The sequence below is a fragment of the Micromonospora sp. NPDC000121 genome (assembly GCF_042899165.1).
In the GTDB taxonomy this organism is placed as follows: domain Bacteria; phylum Actinomycetota; class Actinomycetes; order Mycobacteriales; family Micromonosporaceae; genus Micromonospora.
In genome coordinates this window covers 262,960-280,511 of record NZ_JBIAZP010000011.1, presented here as the reverse complement: position 1 = coordinate 280,511, position 17,552 = coordinate 262,960, and the positions used below count along the sequence as shown (strand labels likewise).

Genomic DNA, 17,552 nt, shown 5'->3' with positions numbered 1-17,552 from the left:
GCTCGCGGGTTGTGTGCCCGGCCGCCCCGGCTGGCGGCACCCCCCCGCCGCCCCGCCCCCCCCCCCGGGGGCCCACACCCCCACCCCGACGCACAGCAACCCACAGCCCCACCCCGACCGCACAGCAACCCACACCCCCACGGGCGCAGCAGGCGAACAGAAGAGAAACAAGCCGACGCCCGCCGGGAAATCTCCCGACGGGCGTCAGCCGTTTCGCGGTGCCCGGGCCCTGCCCGGAAGGCGCTCTCCGTCAGCGCGCGGCCCCCATGCCGAGGCGGTGGCGCTTGCGCCAGGCCAGCGACAGCAGCAGGAGCACCGCCCCGGCGCCGACGAGGCCGCCGCCGAACTTCATCGGGGTGCTCAGGCTGTCACCCGTGACGGGCAGCGGCGGCGCCGGGGAGTCCTTCTTCAGCACGGTGAGCGTCGCGGTCGCCACGCGGTCCGACGTCTCGCCCTCGGCGCGGAAGGTGTAGGTGCCGTGGTGGCGCGGCGTGTACGTGGTGCGGAAGTTGCCCTCGCCGTCGGCCGTGACCTCCCAGCGCCTCGGGTTCGGCTGCGGGGCCTGCTGGTACGAGACGGGCGCCATCGCGACCAGCTCGCCGTTGCTGCGCCGCGCCTGCTCGACGCCCGGAACCGCGGCGGCGAGCGGCGTGGTGCCGACGGTGATCACGACCGTCTCGCCCGGCGTCCAGCCGGTGCCGATCAGCGTGCACGTCTGACCGACCACGACGGTCGTCGGGCTCACCGCGAGCGTCGCGGGGCCGGGCACGTAGGGCGGTGGTTGTGTGTCGCCTGGTGCCGGCTGCGGCTGCGCCGCCGCCGCGGCGGACGGTGCGGCCACCACGGCCAGACCGACCGCGAGCGCCATGATGATGCGGGATAGCCGCATGATTGGTTCCCTCCTACTGGTCACAGCTTGGTGCGGAAACAACTTGGGTGGTCCATGGGGTGGCGGTGGGGGTCAGCCACAGCTCGGCCGTACCGACGCCGGTCTTCGCGGTGAGCACGGTGACCTCCAAGGTGCGGGAGCCTCCAGGGCTGACCTCGACGTTTGCCGTGGTCACCTGGCGGCGCCGTTCGGTGCCGCTGCCGACCGCCGTCTCGACGCCGTCGAGGCGGGTGGTGAGCACGGTCCCGCCGGCCGGGCTGTACACCGACACCAACGTGCGGGCGGTGTACGGGTCGCCGGCCAGGCCGAGGCCGAGGACCGACTTGCTGAGACCCGACTTCGGCGCCGACGAGCGCAGGGTGACCCGGAGCCGGAGTTCCCGACGACCGTCGGTGCGGCAGTCGCCAACGGTGAGAGTCGCCGCCTGCCGGAGGTAGTAGCCGAGCTTCGCGCCGCTGCCGTCGTTGAGGAACACGCCGACCGTCGGCACGGTGTCCTTCTCCGGAAGCACGCCGGCCATTCGGCTGTCGCCGATCGTCCGCTGCTCTTCCGGTCGGGCACTCCAGAACAATATCCGGCGTTCGGTGACAGCACGGTCAAAAGCGGACAATAACCCCTTCGGGTCGTATTTCTTCGTGACCAGCGCGTCGAACACGGCGGCGGCGGAGGCGGCGAAGAAGGCGTCCTGCCCCTCGTTGTCCATCCGCTGGTAGCTGTCGCCGAGCACCGTCTGGACGACCTTCTCCGCCGTCAGCGGGACGCCGCCGGGCACCATCACCGGGCCGGTGGCCTTCAGCAGGTACGACAGCACCACCGGGTCGACGGCGAGCACACCGTCCACCGTGGTCCCCGTACGCCGGCGGAACATCTCCCGGTAGAGCGCGGCGGCGGTCGGGAAGTGCGGGGTGAGGTTGACGTCCGCCGGATAGATCCCCGGCAGGTCGGCCCAGAGGTGGCGCACCTCCGTGGGCACCTTCAGCGGCGGCTGGAACCGGCCCAGCGCGCTGCTGGTGCCCTGCCGCCCCATCCGGACCCGGCCGTCGTCGGCGTGGATCACGGCGTACGCGCCGATCATGCCGCCGGTGGCACGCAGCTCGGCCGGGTTCTGGGACACCACGAGGTAGGTGCGGGGGCCGGCGGCGCCCAGCAGGGACGGGAGCAGTCGGGTGGCCTGGTCCGCCGCGGCGGTGAGACCCGCCAGGCGGTCGATCTCCCCGCGCAGGTCGGCGAGCGCCTGCCGGACCTGGCTCACCAGGCCGTCCGTGGGCACCGTCGCCAGGCCGCTGCGGGTGCCCTGCACGGCCGCGTTGACGGTCGTCAGTTCCGCCGAGACCGTTCGCAGCCGGGCCACGTCGAGCCGCCCGCCCGCCGGCACCAGGCTGGCCAGGTCGGTGCGGAGCAGCAGCGGGAACACCCGCCGGGCCAGGTCGTCGACAGTGACCGAGATCTGCCGCACGGCGGCCAGGTTGTCCCCGGCGTACGGGGTGTGCCGGCCGAGCCACCAGCCGGGGTCTCCGGTCGCCGACCGGGCCTTGCCCGCCTGCTCCTGGAGAGCGGCCAGGGTGCGCTGCGCGCGGGCCGTGTCGCCGCCGACGACCTGGGCGCTGAGTTCGCGCGCCAGCCCGGCGGCGTTGAGCAGGTGGGCGCGGGCCTGCCAGCCCCGGAACCCCACCCAGCCGCCCGTCAGCAGGAGCAGCGAACCCACCACGAGGCAGGCGAGCAGGGCCCGGCGAAGCTGCCGGCGCCGCCGGGACCGACCACGCCGGCGGCGCCTTCTCTGGCTCTCCGTCACACCACACGTCCCTTCCTAGAAACGGACAGAGGACCCCATTCCTCCGCCTGTTCCTAACAGGTAACGAGCGTTTTCGCCGGTAGATGACGGTATTAGCCGGTACGCGATTGTTGCTCGCGCTCAGCGGCCGGCGGTGCGGCCGGCCGCCGCGTCGTACAGCAGGCGTTCGATCCGGTCGACGCCCGCCGGCATGGACATCTCCCGCAGGTACGCCTCCCGGCCGCGCCGGCCCATGTCCACCCGGGCGGGTGGCGGGATGGTGGCGGCCAGCCAGAACCGGTCGGCCAGGCTCGCCCAGTCCTCCGGCGGGCAGGACAGGCCGGCCCGGGCCCGCTCCACCAGCTCGGCGGTGTCACCCCCGGCCGAGGCCACCACCGGCGCGGCGCAGGAGAACGCCGCCTGGAGCTTCGCCGGCAGGGTGCTGCGCAGCTCCGGCAGGTCGCGCAGCATGACGAGCTGGTAATCGGCGGCGGCGTACAGCTCCGGCATGTCCAGCGGAGAGCGGCGTTCGACGAAGCGCACGTTCTCGGCGCGCAGTTCGGCGGCGAGCCCCCGCACCCGCCGCTCGTCCGCGCCCGAGCCCACCAGGACGAGGTCCATGGTGCGGTCCAGCGCCGCCGCCGCCCGTACCGCCGTCTCCAGTCCCTGCCGGGCGCCGATGGTCCCGGCGTGCATCACCACGCAGCGGTCGTCGCGGCGCACCAGCCGGCGCGCCGCCCCGCTGGGCCGTGCGGGCTGGAAGATCCGCTCGTCGGTCCAGTTGAGCACCACCTGCACCCGGGCGGGGTCGGCGCCGGCGGCCACGACCTTGTCCCGCAGCGACGGCGCGGAGACCGCGATCCGGTCGGCGGCGCGGTAGGCCCGGGTCATCGCCGCGCCGATCCGCCCGGCCCACCGCCCGTTCCCGCCGCCGGTCGGCTCGTCCGCCGCCCAGACGTCCTGCACGTGGACGACGGTCGGCACCCGGCCCAGCAGCCGCAGCAGGCCCGCGGCGGCGAAGGCGGTCGCCGGCGGCAGGTGGACGTAGAGCGCGTCGACGTCGGCGAGGAACGCCCGCCCGGTCAGCGTGGCGCTGCCGGCGAAGGAGAGGTAGCCGGCCATCCGCGTGCGCAGCGAGCCGTCGCCGGCGCTGTAGCGCGGAACCCGCCGGACGGTCAGCCGCTCGCTGCGGGTCTCGTGACGCCACCGCTGCCGCCACCCGGGGTAGACGTGCCCGCCGGGATAGTCGGGGAAGCCGGTCAGCACCTTCACCTCGTGTCCCCGCGCCGCGAGTTCCTCGGCGAGGCTGCCCGGGATGAACGCCGGCTCGGGCGGGAAGTGGTAGGACAGGACCCCGATCCTCATCGGCGCACCTCCGTCCGGGTCAGGCGGTCCGGCGCGGCATGGCGTGGTGGACGCGTCGGGCCCGCGTACGATGCCCGCATCCCCTCCGAGTCCGGCCGGCGGCGACCGCCGGCGGCCGTCGCGGCGTCGCCCGCGCCCGCACCGACGAGAGGGATCCAGATGGTCGACCGCGTGCTGTTCGTCTGCCACGCCAACCTGTGCCGGTCCCCGATGGCCGAGTACCTCGCCCGCCGCCTGCTGACCGGGCAGCCGGTCGTGGTCTCCAGCGCGGGCACCGACGCCGTCGACGGCCTGCCGATGCACCCGTACGCGGCGGAGGTGGCGACGTGGGCCGGCGGTGACCCCACCGGCTTCCGCAGCCGCCGGCTGCGCGCGGAGCACCTGGTCGGGGCGACGCTGGTGCTGGCGGCGACCCGACGCCAGCGCTCGGTCTGCACCGCGCTGGTGCCTGCGGCGCTGCACCGGACGTTCACCCTGCGCCAGTTCGCTCGGCTGGCCGAGGCCGCCGACGCCGCGGATCCGGCGGACCACGCGGTGACGGACCCGGCCGACGGGCCCGTGCGGGCCGCGATCCGGGCGGCCGCCCGCGCCCGGGGGCGGCTGCAACCCGCCAGCCCGGACGCGGACGACCTGGTGGACCCGATCGGCGGGACCGCCGCCGACTTCCGACGCTGCGCCGAGGAGATCGAACGGTCGCTGCGACCCCTCGCGGCGCTCATCGGGGCAGCCGGGTGAGTTCCTGCGTACGGTCGCTGAGGCCGTCGATCCGGTCCGCGTGCCGGGCGGTCGTGGCCCGGTCGGCCGGCACGTCCGCGGACCCGCCGGCCGCCACCACCCGGTAGGCCTCGTACTGGTAGGCCTCGGCCTTGGCCACCTTGGCCATGTTCAGCACGCAGCCGAGCAGCCGGACGGAGACCGAGTGCAGGGAACGCGCGGCGGCGGCCACCTGGGTCCGCGAGGTGCGTCCCTGCTGGGAGACCAGGAGCGCGCCGTCGGCCTGCACGGCCACCACCACGCCGTCGGTGACCGCCAGCAGCGGGGCGGTGTCGATGATGACGATGTCGGCCGACTCCCGCAGGGCGAGCAGCAGGTCCGCCATCGCCTTCGAGCCGAGCAGCTCGCTGGGGTTGGGCGGCGCCGAACCGCTCGGCAGCACCAGCAGGGACTTGTCGCCCCAGCGCTGCACCACGTCGCCGACCTGGACGTCGCCGACGAGCACGTCGGTGAGCCCGATGCCGGCGTCGAGCCCCAGGTAGTCGGCGACCTTCGGCCGGCGCAGGTCGGCGTCGACCAGCAGCACCCGCCACCCGGCCTCGGCCAGGGAGATCGCCAGGTTGCAGGAGAGCGTGGTCTTCCCCTCGCCCTGTAGGGCGCTGGTGACCGCGATGACCCGGGCGGGCTCGTGCACGTCGACGAAGCGCAGGTTGGTACGCAGCTTACGGACCGCCTCGGCGCGGGCGGAGTTCGCCGCGTCGCCGACGATCAACGGCTCCGACTTCGCCGTGCTCTCGAACGGGATCTCGCCGAGCAGCGGGCTGCCGGTGGTGCGCCGCAGGGCGGCGGCGTCGCGCAGCCGGACGTCGGCCACCCCGCGCAGGATCGCCAGGCCCACGCCGGCGAGCAGCCCCAGCAGCGTCCCGATGACGAAGTTGCGCACCGGCTGCGGCGAGACGGGGGTCGAACTGACCCGCGGCCCGCTGACCACCTCGATCTTGATGGGGCCGGCCTTGCCGTCCTGGGTCGTCTCCACCTTCTGCACCAGCTCCACGAACTTCGCGGAGAGCAGCTCGCTGACCTTCAGCGCCCGGTTCTGGTCCGTGTCGGTCACCGTGGCGCGCAGCAGGACGGTGCCCGTCTCGGTGGACGTGCTGACTTGGCGCTGGACCTCCTCGGCGGTGAGCCCGATCGCGTTCTCGGCCACCACGCTCTGCGCCAGCCGGTCGCTGGTCAGCAGCTCGGCGTACGACTTGACGCGCTGCTGGAGGAAGAGGCCGCCCTGGTAGGCGTCCGTGACGCCCTGGCTGGGCGTGGTGACGAAGAAGGTCACCGACGCCACGTACCGGGGCTGGGCCCGGACGGTGACGAGGGCGGTGACGCCGAGCGCGACCATGACGGTGAGAAGCACGATCCACCAGTGCTGACGCACGAGGCGGAGGTGGCGGTACAGGTCCATCAGGCGCGCCTCCGTACCAGGCCGGTAACGCCAAAGAACTTCACGAAAACCCCCAAGGTCGACTTAATCTCGTGAAACCATTAAAGCGACTCATACCACTTATGTCCTGAGTTATCTATTTTCACCCCTTGACATCCGCGCCCGACCCGCCAACCGACAAACGGGCGGGCGGCGTCCCGGGACGCGGGGAGAAACGAACCGGGCGTGACGTCCCCGACCACGAGCCGTCCCGACGTGCCGGTTCCGGCACCGCCGGATAGGGTCGGGGACGGTGTGCCGGGAAGCCTGGTCGGCAGTTGCCCCCTACTGCCCCCACACCGAGGTGGACCTCGCGCATGAGCGACCGCGCCCCGCACACCGACCCCTCCCGCCGGCTCTTCTCGCGTACGTCCTGGCCGGAGGCCCGTTTCCTGGCCGACGTGCTGCGGACCGAGACCGTCGGCGGTGGTCTCCTCCTGCTCGGCGCGGTGATCGGGCTGGTCTGGGCCAACTCGCCCTGGGAGCCCGCCTACCAGGCCCTCGGCGGCTGGGTGCCGTGGGCCGGCGGGGCGGGGCTGCACCTCGACCTGAGCCTTTCCGCCTGGGCGGCCGACGGACTGCTGGCGGTCTTCTTCTTCGTGGTCGGGCTGGAACTGAAGCGGGAATTCGTCGTCGGCGAGTTGCGGGACCCGCGGCGGGCGGCCCTGCCGGTGGTCGCGGCGGTCGGCGGAATGGCGCTACCGGCGCTGATCTACGTCGCGGTCAACCTGGCCGGCGGGGGCGACCTGCGGGGCTGGGCCATTCCCACCGCGACGGACATCGCCTTCGCCCTGGCCGTGCTGGCCATCATCGGCTCCCACCTGCCGCAGGGCCTGCGGGCCTTCCTGCTCACCCTCGCGGTGGTCGACGACCTGCTCGCGATCACCGTCATCGCGGTCTTCTACACCGACCACTTCAGCCCGCTGCCGCTGCTCGCCGCGCTCGCCCCGATCGCGGTCTTCGGCCTGCTCGTGCAGCGCCGCAAAACCTGGTGGTGGGCCCTGATCCCGCTCGCGGTGACCGCGTGGACGCTCGTGCACGCCTCCGGGGTGCACGCCACCGTGGCGGGCGTCCTGCTGGGCTTCACGGTGCCGGTCCTGCACAGGGACGGCGAACCGCACGGGCTCGCCGAGCACCTGGAACACCGCTGGCGCCCGGTCTCCGCCGGCTTCGCCGTGCCGGTCTTCGCGTTCTTCGCGGCCGGGGTGTCGCTGCGCGGGGCCGACCTGGGCGCGGTCGTCACGGACCCGATCGTGATCGGCGTCGTCGCCGGCCTGGTGGTCGGCAAGGCCATCGGAATCTTCGGCTCGACGTTCCTGCTCGCCCGTTTCACCCGGGCCCGGCTCGACGAGGACATCACCTGGACCGACCTGCTCGGGGTGGCGCTGCTCGCCGGGATCGGGTTCACCGTCTCCCTGCTGATCGGCGAACTCGCGTTCGGCGCCGGCAGCGCGGCCGACGACAACGTCAAGGCGGCCGTGCTCACCGGCTCGGTGGTCTCGGCGCTGCTCGCCGCGGTCGTACTGGTCCGGCGCAACGCCGCCTACCGGCGGATCGCCGAGGAGGAGAGCGTGGACGCCGACCGCGACGGCGTGCCGGACGTCTACCAGCGCGGGGACGACTGACCCGGACGGTCCACACCGCCGGCCGACGCCGGACGGCTACGGCCTCAAACGAGCGGAACTCCGGCGGGACGGCGACCGGCCCGCCGGAGCCCGGACGGGTCAGCGGCGCCGCTCGGCCGCCCGGCGCTTCTCCTGCTCGTCGGCGAGGGCGTCGCTGACCGGCTCCATCAGGTCGTCGCCCGGCACCGCCACCTCCTCCGCCCGGTCCTGCTCGTCGACCCGCCCACCGGCCGGCGGCTGCGGGGCGGTGGCGTCTCCGGCGAAGCCGTACTCGTTCGGCTCGTCATGCTTGCTCATGTGGCAGTCCTCCCGCTTTCTCCGGTTTCGCCTCCTACCGCAACGGTAGGTGGTGATCCTCTTGCCCGCTGGAGGCCGCCGATAGTCGCGCCGGAGCCGCGGTGGTGAGCGCGGCCCACAGCAGCCGGCGCAGCAGGATGATCGCCGCCGCGCCGGCCAGCTCCGCCCAACCCTGGTCCACGGCCAGCCGCAGCAGGCCGGCGGCGGTGAGCAGGTCCAGCAGCACCCGCAGCGCGCACCGCCAGGAGCGCGTGCCGACCAGCACCGCCAGCCCGGCGAGCGTGGCCAGGGCGGTGGTGGCGGTGACCAGGGCACGAGTCATCTGGCGTGCGCCCTCTCCCCCACCTGCCGCTGCTCCTGGCGGATCTCCCGACCGAGGAAGTAGTTGAGCGCGGTCCGGATGGTGGCGATGGCCGCCAACTGCCCGATCTGGGTGAAGGTCGGCGAGACCGCCGTACGCAGGATGTCCGCAGCGAGCTGGAACTCCAGCCCGAGGGTGAGGAACCGCCCCAGGGAGAGCCGGATCGGGGTGAACACGGCGGCGCTGCGGTGCCGCAGCCCTTCGACCACGAACCGCAGCGCCGCCCAGGCCGCGCCGACGAAGATGACCACCGCGCCGACGACCTCCACCGCGGTGACCAGCGACTGGTAGCCGTGGCGCAGCACTTCCTCAACGCCCACCCGCTGGCCTTACCCGGCCCGCCGGGCGGTAGTCGGGGTCAGGTGAGCTGCGCGACCGCCTCCAGGATCAGCCAGAGCCCGCAGATCGCGAAGAGCGCGGCGGCGCCGTACTTGATGGTCTTCTCCGGCAGCTTCCGGCCGAGCATCCGCCCGACCAGGATGGCCAGCGCGTCCGCCGCCACCATGCCGACCGTCGAGCCGAGCCAGGTGCCGAACCAGCCGTACTGGGTGGCGAGGGTGATGGTGGCGAGCATGGTCTTGTCGCCCAACTCCGCCAGGAAGAACGCGATCGACACCGCCACGATGGCGGACTTGCTGCTCTTCTCGGCCTTGCGCTTCTCCTCCTCGGTGAGCGTGTCGCCGCGCAGGGTCCACGCGCCAAAACCGAGGAACGCCAGGCCCGCGACCAGCGAGATCCACTCCGTCGGCAGCGCGGCGCCGAGGCCGTAGCCGATCGCCACCGAGGCCAGGTGCACGACGGCGGTGGCGACGGTGATGCCGATCAGGACCGGCACGGTCTTGAAGCGGGTGGCGAAGGTCAGGGCCATCAGCTGGGACTTGTCGCCCAGCTCGGCGACGAAGATGACGCCGAAGCTGACCACCAGCGCGACGAGGAAACCTTCCATGACATCCTTCCGGATCACGCCGGGAGGAGGTACGGGGGCGCCCTCGACCCGGCTGCGACAGCCTGAGTCGAAGGTCTCGCCCGCCTCGGATGACGAGGCCGCGTGGCCGGATGCGGAACGCACCAGTGTGTCGACCACGACATTGGGGGCTACTCCCCTTCGCGCCGCCCAGCCTAGCCGACCACCGGTCGGGACGGGCGCCGCGGGTGAAGATCGTCACGCGCCGCCGGCCAGCCGGGCGGCCCCGGTCACTCCGCGCGGGCCAGGGTGACGCCGAACAGGCCGTCCGGGTCGGTCCAGAAGTCGTGGACGGCGAAGCGTGCCGCCGCCAGTTCCGCGGCGATGCCCTCGGGCCGGAACTTCGCGGACACCTCCGTGCGCAACTCCTCGCCCTCGACGAAGGTGACCGCCAGGTCGAGCACCCGGACCCGCATCGGCCGGCGCGCGCGCAGCCGCATCTCGATCCACTCCCGCGCCGGGTCCCAGAGCGCCACGTGGGCGAACCCCTCCGGGTCGAAGTCGGCGCCCAACTCCCGGTTGACCACCCGCAGCACGTTGCGGTTGAACTCGGCGGTGACCCCGGCCGCGTCGTCGTACGCCGGCACGACGACCGCCGGATCCTTGACCAGGTCGGTGCCGATCAGCAGCCAGTCCCCCGCCTCCAACGCGTCCCGCATCGCGGCCAGGAAACGCGCCCGCTCGGCGGGCAGGAGGTTGCCGATGGTGCCGCCGAGGAAGAGCACCAGCCGCCGCCCGCCGGTCGGCAGCCGGTCCAGGTGGCGGGTGAAGTCCCCCACGATGCCGCGTACCCGCAGCCCCGGGTAGTCGGCCGCGATCTCGGCGGTGGACTGGCGCAGGGCGCTGACCGACACGTCCAGCGGCACGAACGTGCCGAGGCCGCCCCGCCGGGTGAACGCGTCCAACAGCAGCCGGGTCTTCTCCGACGAGCCCGAACCGAGCTCGATCAGCGTCTTCGCGCCGGTCAGCTCGGCGATCGCGCCCGCCCGTTCGGCCAGCACGGCGCGTTCGGCCCGGGTCGGGTAGTACTCCGGCAGCCGCGTGATCTCCTCGAACAGCTCGCTGCCGCGGGCGTCGTAGAACCACTTGGGCGGCAGCCACTTGGGCTCGGCCGTCAGGCCGGCACGGACGTCCTCCCGCAGGCTGCGGCCCAGGTCCTGCTCCTCGAGGTGGATCTCCAGCGGCTCGGCGCCCATGTCTTCCCCTTCGTCGTCGGAACGTCCCTGTCGGTCGGCGGTCAGACCTCGGCGAGGGCGCGCAGCCGCACCCCCGTCGCGGTCGCCTCCACCAGTTGCCCGTCCGGCACCGCCTGCCAGCCGGGGTCGTCGTCGTGCGGTTCGGACGCCAGCAGCACCGAGGCCGGGGTCGCCCGGATCGACAGCGCGTGCCCGGCCACGCTGGCCACCACCGTGTGGCCGTCGGTGAGCAGCAGGTTGAGCCGGGACCCGGGGGCCGCCGCGGCCACCGCCGTGACGGTCTCGGCGATCGCGCGGGCGGGCTTCACCCCGGCCCGCAGCCGGTGCCGGACCAGCGCCCAGAGCAGCGCGGAGTCGGTGGCCGCATCCAGGGTGAGCAGGTCACGTACGGGCAGGGTGCCGGCGAGCGGGACCACGGTGTCGGGCCAGCCCCGCACCACACCGTTGTGACTGAACAGCCAGGGCCCCTCGGCGAACGGGGCGGCGGCCCCGTCGAGCACCGCCATGCCGACCGTGGCGGAACGGACGGCGGCCAGCACCGCGCCGGCGGAGGTGACTCCCGCGAGCTGCGCGATCGTGGGGTCGCTCCAGATCGGTTGGGCCCGCCGGTAGCGCACCGGCTCGCCGGAGCCCGGATACCAGCCGACGCCGAAGCCGTCGGCGTTGATCGTCCCGCCGCCGCGCATGTCGCGCGGCGCCCAGGACTGCCGCACCAGGGAGTACGGCGGGTCGAACAGCAGCTCCCGCAGGGTGACGGGCGGCCCCAGGTAGGCCAGATGGCGGCACATCAGTCGGCCGTCCTCACGGCTGCGACTCCTCTGGCCGGGCGTCGCGGGCGCAGCGGAAGCCGCTGAAGATCTGCCGCCGGATCGGGTAGTCCCAGTTGCGGAAGGTGCCCCGGCAGGCGGCCCGGTCGGTGCCGAACGACCCGCCCCGCAGCACCTGGTAGTCGTCGCCGAAGAAGACCTCCGAGTATTCCCGGTAGGGAAACGCGGTGAAGCCCGGATGCCCCCGGAAGGTGGTGGCGGTCCACTCCCACACGTCGCCGATGAGCTGGTGCACGCCCAGCGGGGAGGCGCCCGCCGGGTAGGCGCCCACCGGGGCCGGCCACAGGTGCCGCTGCCCCAGGTTGGCGTGCGCGGTGGTGGGGTCGTCGTCGCCCCAGGGGTAGCGGCGGGAACGGCCGGTGGCCGGGTCCCAGCGGGCCGCCTTCTCCCACTCCGCCTCGGTCGGCAACCGCTTGCCGGCCCAGGCCGCGTACGCCTGCGCCTCGTGGTAGCAGACGTGCACCACCGGCTCGTCGTCGCGGACCGGGGCCCACCGCCCGAAGCGCCGATAGGCCCAGCCGTCGCCGTCGCGCCGCCAGTGCATCGGCGCGGACAGCCCCGCTTCCCGGCGGTGCCGCCAGCCGGCCGGGCTCCACCAGCGCGGGTCGTCGTAGCCCCCGTCGGCGATGAACTCGCGGTAGCGGCCGTTCGTCACCGGCGTGGCGTCGATGACGTACGCCGGCAGGTGGACCCGGTGGGCGGGACGCTCGTTGTCCAGCGCCCACGGGTCGGTGTCGGTGCCCATGGTGAACTCACCGGCCGGCACCAGCACCTCGCCGCCGACCGCGGCCCGCGGCTCCGGCGGCGGCGGGGCGTGCAGCACCGCCGGGCCGGCGCGGAGCTGGTGGGTGGCGAGCATCGTCTCGTCGTGCTGCTGCTCGTGCTGCACGATCATGCCGAAGGCGAAGCCGTCGGTGACCAACGGCCGGTCGGTGAACGCCACCCGGTCCAGCAGGTCGAGCACCTTGTCCCGGACGGTGCGCAGGTAGGCGCGGGCCTCGGCCGGCGGCAGCAGGGGCAGCGACGGGCGGTCCCGGCGGGGCTGCTTGAACGCGTCGTACAGGTCGTCGATGTCCCGCCGGACCGGCTCGCGGCCACCCACGTCCCGGACCAGCCAGAGTTCCTCCTGGTTGCCCACGTGCGCGAGGTCCCACACCAGCGGGGACATCAGCGGCGAGTGCTGCCGCACCAGGTCGGCCTCGTCGACCGCCTCGGTCAGCAGCGCCGTGCGGGCGCGGGTGCGTTCCAGCTCCGCCGCGATCCGGCTGCGCAACTGCTCCGCGCCCGGCCGCTGCGTGGTCGCTCCGGTCACGCGTGCCTCCTCCCCGCGGCGGCCCGTCGCCGCCGTACGCCTCGGTCGATGTCGTCGTGCAGGGCCGCCGGCAGGTCGAGCCGGGGCAGGGCGGTCAGCGCCAGGTCGAACAGCTCCACGGCGGCGGCGGCCAGCGCCGGGTCGCGCAGGCCGTGCCGGGCGGCGGCGCGCCAGCGGTGCGCCACCGGGCCGGCGACGGCGCGGGCCGCGTCCACCGTGCCGGGCTCGGCGAGCAGGGCGGCCACCACCCCGAGCGCGACCGCCCAGTCCCGGCCCGGCTGTGCGTCGAGGTAGCGCAGCTCCAGGTAGCCCCGGGGCCGCACCGGCGGGAACAGGGTGCTGACGTGGTAGTCGAGGTCGTCGGTGGTCGGCGGCCGGGGCAGCGCCCCGTCGACCCAGTCGGCGAAGGTGACGGCCGGCGGCGGAGTCCAGTCGGGGCCGTCGTCGCGTACGCAGAGCAGCGGCGCGGCGAGAACGTAGTCGGTCCAGGCGACGACCGGGTCGACGTCGGCCCGCTCCGGCGTCCACACCGGCCGGGTACGGGCCGGGTCGATGGCGAACCAGGCCGCCATCCGCGCGGAGGCCCAGCCGGTGGCCCGGCCGGCGTGCCGGTCGGCCGTGGCGAAGGCGGCCAGCAGGGGCGGCCCGACCGCGTGCACCGCCGCCCAGCGGGCCGGCAGGTGTTCCGGCTCCCCGGCGTCCAGGCAGACCTGCAGGCCGGCGGTGCTGTACATCATCGTCCGGCCGGCGACGCCACGCCGGTCGAAGACGTGCCGCATCGCGCGGTAGCGGGGGGTCTCCACGACGGGCCGGGGTCGCCGGTGCGGGTCGATGCCGCTCTGCCCGAGGACCAGCCCGGCGGCGGCGAGCAGGCCGCTCAGCTGGGCGATGTCACCGTCGGTGGCGTGGACGAGGGTGGCGATCGAGGTGCGGGGCGCGGTGGAGATCTCCAGTTGCCCACCGGGCTCGACGGTCACGGTGCCACCGTGACGGAGCGGTGCGGCGGGGCTCGCGCGGTCGAGGGTCTGAGGGCTGTGCCGCCCCAGCGCCGCCCGGAGCCGCTCGCCGTCGACCGGGCGGGCGGGGTCGGCGGCGTCGTGCACGGTCCATTCGAGTTCGACGCCGGTGCGGGTCGGCGGGCCGGTCTTGAAGCAGATCCGGGCGAGGTGACCCGCGGCCGCGCCGCGCTCCCGCAGCACGATGGTCCGGTCCAGCTCCGGCGACGTCACCACAGGACGGGCTCCCTTCCCCGCGCCGACTTCCGGACCGTGCCACCGTAGCGCCACCCACCGTCATCGGCAGGGCGTCGGCGGTCCACCCACTCCAGTTCTAACAGACGGATCTCGCGGGGCCGGCCGGAACGAGCAGGGGATCAGTCGCTCGCCTCCGGGGACGCCGCCGCCGTGGGCTCGGACCTTCTCGACTGTTCCGGCTCGGCCTCGGGCGCCAGCTCCCGGCAGAAGTCGTCGACGTGCTCCCGGCCGCCCGCCGCGGTCACCACGCCGGCGTACGCGGAGCTGTCCAGCGCCGTCTCCCGCTGGGCCGGCGGTTTGGCCAGGTACGCCCGGCAGAGCCCCCGCATCTGCTCGGTGCGCTGCTCCGGCGACCGTGGCCCGCCGCCCGGGACGCCGGGGGTGCCCGCACCGGACGTGGGGGCGGCGGACGGGCCGCGCGAACCCTCGGTGGGCGCGGCGGAGGGGGTGCCGCCACTACCGGTGGCGCCGGTCGACCCACCCTGCTCCGTACCCGTGGTGGCCGGCGCCGGCGTGGTCGGGCGCGGCGGCGGGGCCGGATCGTCGGGGCGGTCCAGGGTGACGGCCGCGAAGGCGGCGCCCGCCGTCGCGGTGACCGCGATGCCGGCGGCCCAGGCCACGGCGCCGGCGGTGAACCGGCGGCCGCGCGGCGGCCGCGCCGAGGTGGTGGCGGTGGGCGCGGCGGCGCGGGCGGCCCGGAAGGCTGCCAGCGCCCCCTCCTCGCCGGCCAGTTCGCCGGGGCGGGCGGGAGCCGCGGCGGCCGAGAGCAGCCGGGCGAGCGGCTCCGGTCCGGCGGCGTCGGGCGAGCCGGCGCGGGCCGCGTCGAGCAGCCGGTCGGACTCGGCCCGGTCGGCGGGCCGCTCGCTCCGGCGGAAGGTCATCGGGATCCCCTCACGTCAACCGTCCGCCGGCTCGGCGTGCGGCGCCTGCCGCCGACCGGCGCGCGGACGCGGCGGGGTGGCTCCCTCGGGGGCGGCCGGCGGCTGGGACAGGTCGTAGCGTTCCATCAGGGCGGCGAGGCGGCGCAGCCCCCGGTGGGCGGCGGTGCGCACGGCACCGGGCCGGCGGCCGAGCACCCGCCCGGCCGTCTCGGCGTCCAGCCCGATGACGGCGCGGAGCAGGACCGCCTCGGCCTCCCGGGGCGGCAGGGTGGCGATCAACGCCAGCGCCGCCTCGGTGCCGATGGTCTCGCCGGCCCGCTCGGCGGTGTCGGCGTCGCCGGCCAGCTCGCTGAGCGCCTGCACCGGCACCGGTAGCGACGGACGGCGGCGTTGGCGCCGCAGGTGGTCCATGGCCCGGTTGCGGGCGATCGTCACCGTCCAGGCCCGGAACTCGCCGCCGGTGAAACTGGGCAGGTCGCGGGAGATCTGCAGCCACGTCTCCGAGGCGACGTCCTCGGCGTCGGCGCCGACCAGGGCGGTCAGGTACCGCAGCAGACCGGGCTGGAGGCTGCGGTAGAGGAAGCGGAAGGCGTCCTCGTCGCCGGCCTGCGCCGCCGCGACCGCGTCGTTCAGCTCAGCGGACACGGGACCACCGCTTCCGCTTTCCGGACATGCCGGGGTGACGCACGCCGACCCCGGCGCGCGCGACGCCAGCATGGTCCGGCACCCGGACCTGATCCCGCACCCTCAGCCCCCCGCTGACCTGGTCACGCCCGGGACCGCGGCGGCCCGGACGGTAGTTCTGGACTCTCGCCACGGCGGCACAGCCGGCGGCGCGGCGCCGGCGACGCCGTGGGGCGGGCCCGAGTCGGGCTAACGGTAGGAGCACCGGGCCGATCGGACAAGTCAGGCCCGGTCGGCAAAAGAGTGAGAATTATCTACCCGATCGAGCGGCGGGTCGCCGTAACGCGGCGGGCGACCGGGACGCTGCGCCCGCGCGCGGCCCCGACGAAGGGGCGTTCGTCCAGCGTACGGCGGTGGCGGTCGGACCTCGTCACGGCGCGTCCCCGGGCGGTCACACCATATCGGAGCTGGTCGTCGGCACGCAGCCATCGCCAGGCGGCCCACGCCGGCGGGCCGGCCCGCTCACAGCGCGCCGTTCTCCGCCGCTCTGGGTACGGTGGTGCTGTGTTGTCATCGGAGGTCGTACTCAGCGGTCGGTACCGCCTGGACGAGCGTGTCGCCACGGGCGGCATGGGCGACGTCTGGCGGGCCAAGGACCTCGTCCTCGGCCGTCAGGTCGCGGTCAAGGTCCTGCTGCCCGCACTGGTCTCCGACCCCGACTTCATCGCCCGCTTCCGCGCCGAGGCACGGATCATGGCCGCCCTGCGGCACCCCGGCATCGTCCAGGTCTTCGACTGCGGCGAGGACGACCTGCCCGACGGCGACCGGGCCGACTACCTGGTCATGGAGTTCGTGACCGGCCAGCCGCTGTCCAAGCGGATCGAGGCCGCCGGCCGGCTCGACGTCGGCGAGACCATGGCGATCGTGGCCCAGGTCGCGCAGGCCCTGCACGCCGCGCACCTCGGCGGGATCGTGCACCGCGACGTCAAGCCGAGCAACCTGCTGGTGCAGGAGGACGGCAGCGTCGTGCTGGTCGACTTCGGCGTCGCCCGGTCGACGAACGTCACGAGCATCACCAGCACCAACGCGGTGCCCGGCACCGCGCTCTACATGGCGCCCGAGCAGGCCGCCGGCCGGCCGGTCTCGGGAGCCACCGACATCTACGCACTCGGCGCCGTCGCCTACTGCTGCCTGAGCGGCAGCCCGCCGTTCACCGGCGACAACCCGCTCCAGGTCGCCGTCCGGCACCTCGACGACGAGCCGCCGGAGCTGCCGCACGACATCCCGGAGGCCGTTCGCGCGCTGGTCTCCCGCGCCCTGGCCAAGGACCCGGCCGACCGGTTCAGCAGCGGGGCGGCGATGGCCCAGGCCGCCCGCGCCGCGGTCTCCGACCCGTCGGCGGCGACCGCCATGGTGCCCGCCCCCGGCGTCGCCGCGCTGCGCGGCGCCGACCCGGGCACCCGCACCGACGTCCCGGTCGTGCCGGCCGCGGCCGGGCGGAAGAAGCGCCGCGGCCCCCTGGTGGGCGCGGCCGCGGCGGTGCTGGTGGCGCTGGCGGGTCTCGGCGCGGCGCTCGGCGCGGCGGGCGGGACCGACGCGCCCGCGGTGAACGTGCCGGAGACGTCGGCGCCGGCCGCCGTACCGAGCGCGGAGGCGCCGACGGAGCAGAAGCAGAAGCCGAACCCCAATCGGCCGTACCGCCCCGCCGGCTCCACCTCCAGCCCGTCGCCGTCGGCCACCGCGCCGCCGGAGTCGCCCGAGCCGAGCCAGACGGCGGGCCCGGAGTCGCCAGGGCCCACGGGCAGCACGGATCCGGCGCCCAGCGGCAGCTCCCCGACGAGCCCGCCGACGGAGACCACGGCCCCGGCGCCGACGGGCACGCAGAGCACGCCGGCGGACGACGGGGAGAACCCGCCGGGCGGCGGGGGCGACGGCGCGGCGACGGCCCGCTCGGCCTGATCCCGCCGCCCGCGCCGCACCCCTGCCCGGCGGGCGG

17 protein-coding genes are annotated in these 17,552 nt (G+C 74.8%); 3 read left to right on the top strand and 14 right to left on the bottom strand.

The genetic code is table 11. The features are described 5' to 3' along the window. Positions 1-250 precede the first annotated feature (250 nt). The 3 genes from ACFY23_RS26965 to ACFY23_RS26955 all read right to left on the bottom strand — a co-directional run bounded on the left by ACFY23_RS26965 (position 251) and on the right by ACFY23_RS26955 (position 4,025). A complete protein-coding gene (locus ACFY23_RS26965) occupies positions 251-889 on the bottom strand; it encodes a hypothetical protein (protein ID WP_350684847.1) in 639 nt (212 codons plus the stop codon). 13 nt (positions 890-902) lie between these two features. Further along, a complete protein-coding gene (locus ACFY23_RS26960) occupies positions 903-2,594 on the bottom strand; it encodes a DUF4012 domain-containing protein (RefSeq protein ID WP_350819412.1) in 1,692 nt (563 codons plus the stop codon). A 207-nt stretch (positions 2,595-2,801) separates the two neighbouring features. Continuing rightward, complete coding sequence (locus ACFY23_RS26955; RefSeq protein WP_350684849.1) at positions 2,802-4,025, bottom strand: glycosyltransferase family 4 protein; 1,224 nt, start codon at positions 4,023-4,025, stop codon at positions 2,802-2,804. Between the two features lie 159 nt (positions 4,026-4,184). On the opposite strand from ACFY23_RS26955, the gene ACFY23_RS26950 reads away from it, so the two are divergent. Continuing rightward, positions 4,185-4,760, top strand: a complete 576-nt coding sequence (locus ACFY23_RS26950) for a low molecular weight phosphatase family protein (protein WP_350684850.1) — start codon at positions 4,185-4,187, stop codon at positions 4,758-4,760. Here the strand turns inward: ACFY23_RS26950 and ACFY23_RS26945 are convergent. Further along, positions 4,741-6,198, bottom strand: a complete 1,458-nt coding sequence (locus ACFY23_RS26945; RefSeq protein WP_350819410.1) for a polysaccharide biosynthesis tyrosine autokinase — start codon at positions 6,196-6,198, stop codon at positions 4,741-4,743. The two genes, ACFY23_RS26950 and ACFY23_RS26945, sit on opposite strands and share 20 nt — an antisense overlap. A gap of 335 nt (positions 6,199-6,533) precedes the next feature. On the opposite strand from ACFY23_RS26945, the gene nhaA reads away from it, so the two are divergent. After that, a complete protein-coding gene (gene nhaA, locus ACFY23_RS26940; protein WP_350684852.1) occupies positions 6,534-7,841 on the top strand; it encodes a Na+/H+ antiporter NhaA in 1,308 nt (435 codons plus the stop codon). A gap of 99 nt (positions 7,842-7,940) precedes the next feature. On the opposite strand, the gene ACFY23_RS26935 is transcribed toward nhaA, so the two are convergent. The 10 genes from ACFY23_RS26935 to ACFY23_RS26890 form a co-directional block, all read right to left on the bottom strand. Continuing rightward, on the bottom strand, positions 7,941-8,138 hold the full coding sequence (locus tag ACFY23_RS26935) for a hypothetical protein (protein ID WP_350684853.1): 198 nt from the start codon (positions 8,136-8,138) through the stop codon (positions 7,941-7,943). Positions 8,139-8,172: 34 nt separating this feature from the next. Beyond that, a complete protein-coding gene (locus ACFY23_RS26930; RefSeq protein ID WP_350684854.1) occupies positions 8,173-8,460 on the bottom strand; it encodes a hypothetical protein in 288 nt (95 codons plus the stop codon). Further along, positions 8,457-8,819 carry a DUF1622 domain-containing protein gene (locus tag ACFY23_RS26925; RefSeq protein ID WP_387038116.1) on the bottom strand — a complete coding sequence of 121 codons (363 nt, stop codon included), beginning with the start codon at positions 8,817-8,819 and terminating at the stop codon, positions 8,457-8,459. The genes ACFY23_RS26930 and ACFY23_RS26925 overlap by 4 nt, the downstream gene beginning before the upstream one ends. 38 nt (positions 8,820-8,857) lie before the next feature. Continuing rightward, entirely contained in the window at positions 8,858-9,445 is a 588-nt protein-coding gene (locus ACFY23_RS26920; RefSeq protein WP_350684855.1) for a TMEM165/GDT1 family protein, read from the bottom strand. Positions 9,446-9,693: 248 nt separating this feature from the next. Next, on the bottom strand, positions 9,694-10,659 hold the full coding sequence (egtD, locus tag ACFY23_RS26915; protein ID WP_350684856.1) for an L-histidine N(alpha)-methyltransferase: 966 nt from the start codon (positions 10,657-10,659) through the stop codon (positions 9,694-9,696). 41 nt (positions 10,660-10,700) lie between these two features. Beyond that, positions 10,701-11,447 (bottom strand): ergothioneine biosynthesis protein EgtC, encoded by a 747-nt coding sequence (gene egtC / locus ACFY23_RS26910; protein ID WP_350819408.1) that lies wholly within the window; start codon positions 11,445-11,447, stop codon positions 10,701-10,703. Positions 11,448-11,460: 13 nt separating this feature from the next. Beyond that, on the bottom strand, positions 11,461-12,798 hold the full coding sequence (egtB, locus tag ACFY23_RS26905) for an ergothioneine biosynthesis protein EgtB (RefSeq protein ID WP_387038111.1): 1,338 nt from the start codon (positions 12,796-12,798) through the stop codon (positions 11,461-11,463). Further along, positions 12,795-14,030: an ergothioneine biosynthesis glutamate--cysteine ligase EgtA gene (egtA, locus tag ACFY23_RS26900; protein WP_350819407.1), complete on the bottom strand. Its 1,236-nt coding sequence runs from the start codon at positions 14,028-14,030 to the stop codon at positions 12,795-12,797. Before egtA ends, egtB begins: the two co-directional genes overlap by 4 nt. 140 nt (positions 14,031-14,170) lie before the next feature. Beyond that, a complete protein-coding gene (locus ACFY23_RS26895; protein WP_350819406.1) occupies positions 14,171-14,932 on the bottom strand; it encodes a hypothetical protein in 762 nt (253 codons plus the stop codon). A gap of 15 nt (positions 14,933-14,947) precedes the next feature. Continuing rightward, a complete protein-coding gene (locus ACFY23_RS26890) occupies positions 14,948-15,577 on the bottom strand; it encodes an RNA polymerase sigma factor (RefSeq protein WP_350684860.1) in 630 nt (209 codons plus the stop codon). 543 nt (positions 15,578-16,120) lie between these two features. Between ACFY23_RS26890 and ACFY23_RS26885 the strand changes: the two genes are divergently transcribed. Continuing rightward, positions 16,121-17,515: a protein kinase gene (locus tag ACFY23_RS26885; protein WP_350819404.1), complete on the top strand. Its 1,395-nt coding sequence runs from the start codon at positions 16,121-16,123 to the stop codon at positions 17,513-17,515. Positions 17,516-17,552 lie beyond the last annotated feature (37 nt).

Excerpts from the sequence above, each read along its gene's own strand:
- ACFY23_RS26965 (WP_350684847.1), bottom strand. The coding sequence starts at position 889 with ATGCGGCTATCCCGCATCATCATGGCGCTCGCGGTCGGTCTGGCCGTG.
- ACFY23_RS26955 (WP_350684849.1), bottom strand. The coding sequence starts at position 4,025 with ATGAGGATCGGGGTCCTGTCCTACCACTTCCCGCCCGAGCCGGCGTTC.
- ACFY23_RS26950 (WP_350684850.1), top strand. The coding sequence starts at position 4,185 with ATGGTCGACCGCGTGCTGTTCGTCTGCCACGCCAACCTGTGCCGGTCC.
- ACFY23_RS26945 (WP_350819410.1), bottom strand. The coding sequence starts at position 6,198 with ATGGACCTGTACCGCCACCTCCGCCTCGTGCGTCAGCACTGGTGGATC.
- nhaA (WP_350684852.1), top strand. The coding sequence starts at position 6,534 with ATGAGCGACCGCGCCCCGCACACCGACCCCTCCCGCCGGCTCTTCTCG.
- ACFY23_RS26935 (WP_350684853.1), bottom strand. The coding sequence starts at position 8,138 with ATGAGCAAGCATGACGAGCCGAACGAGTACGGCTTCGCCGGAGACGCC.
- ACFY23_RS26930 (WP_350684854.1), bottom strand. The coding sequence starts at position 8,460 with ATGACTCGTGCCCTGGTCACCGCCACCACCGCCCTGGCCACGCTCGCC.
- ACFY23_RS26920 (WP_350684855.1), bottom strand. The coding sequence starts at position 9,445 with ATGGAAGGTTTCCTCGTCGCGCTGGTGGTCAGCTTCGGCGTCATCTTC.
- egtD (WP_350684856.1), bottom strand. The coding sequence starts at position 10,659 with ATGGGCGCCGAGCCGCTGGAGATCCACCTCGAGGAGCAGGACCTGGGC.
- egtC (WP_350819408.1), bottom strand. The coding sequence starts at position 11,447 with ATGTGCCGCCATCTGGCCTACCTGGGGCCGCCCGTCACCCTGCGGGAG.
- ACFY23_RS26895 (WP_350819406.1), bottom strand. The coding sequence starts at position 14,932 with ATGACCTTCCGCCGGAGCGAGCGGCCCGCCGACCGGGCCGAGTCCGAC.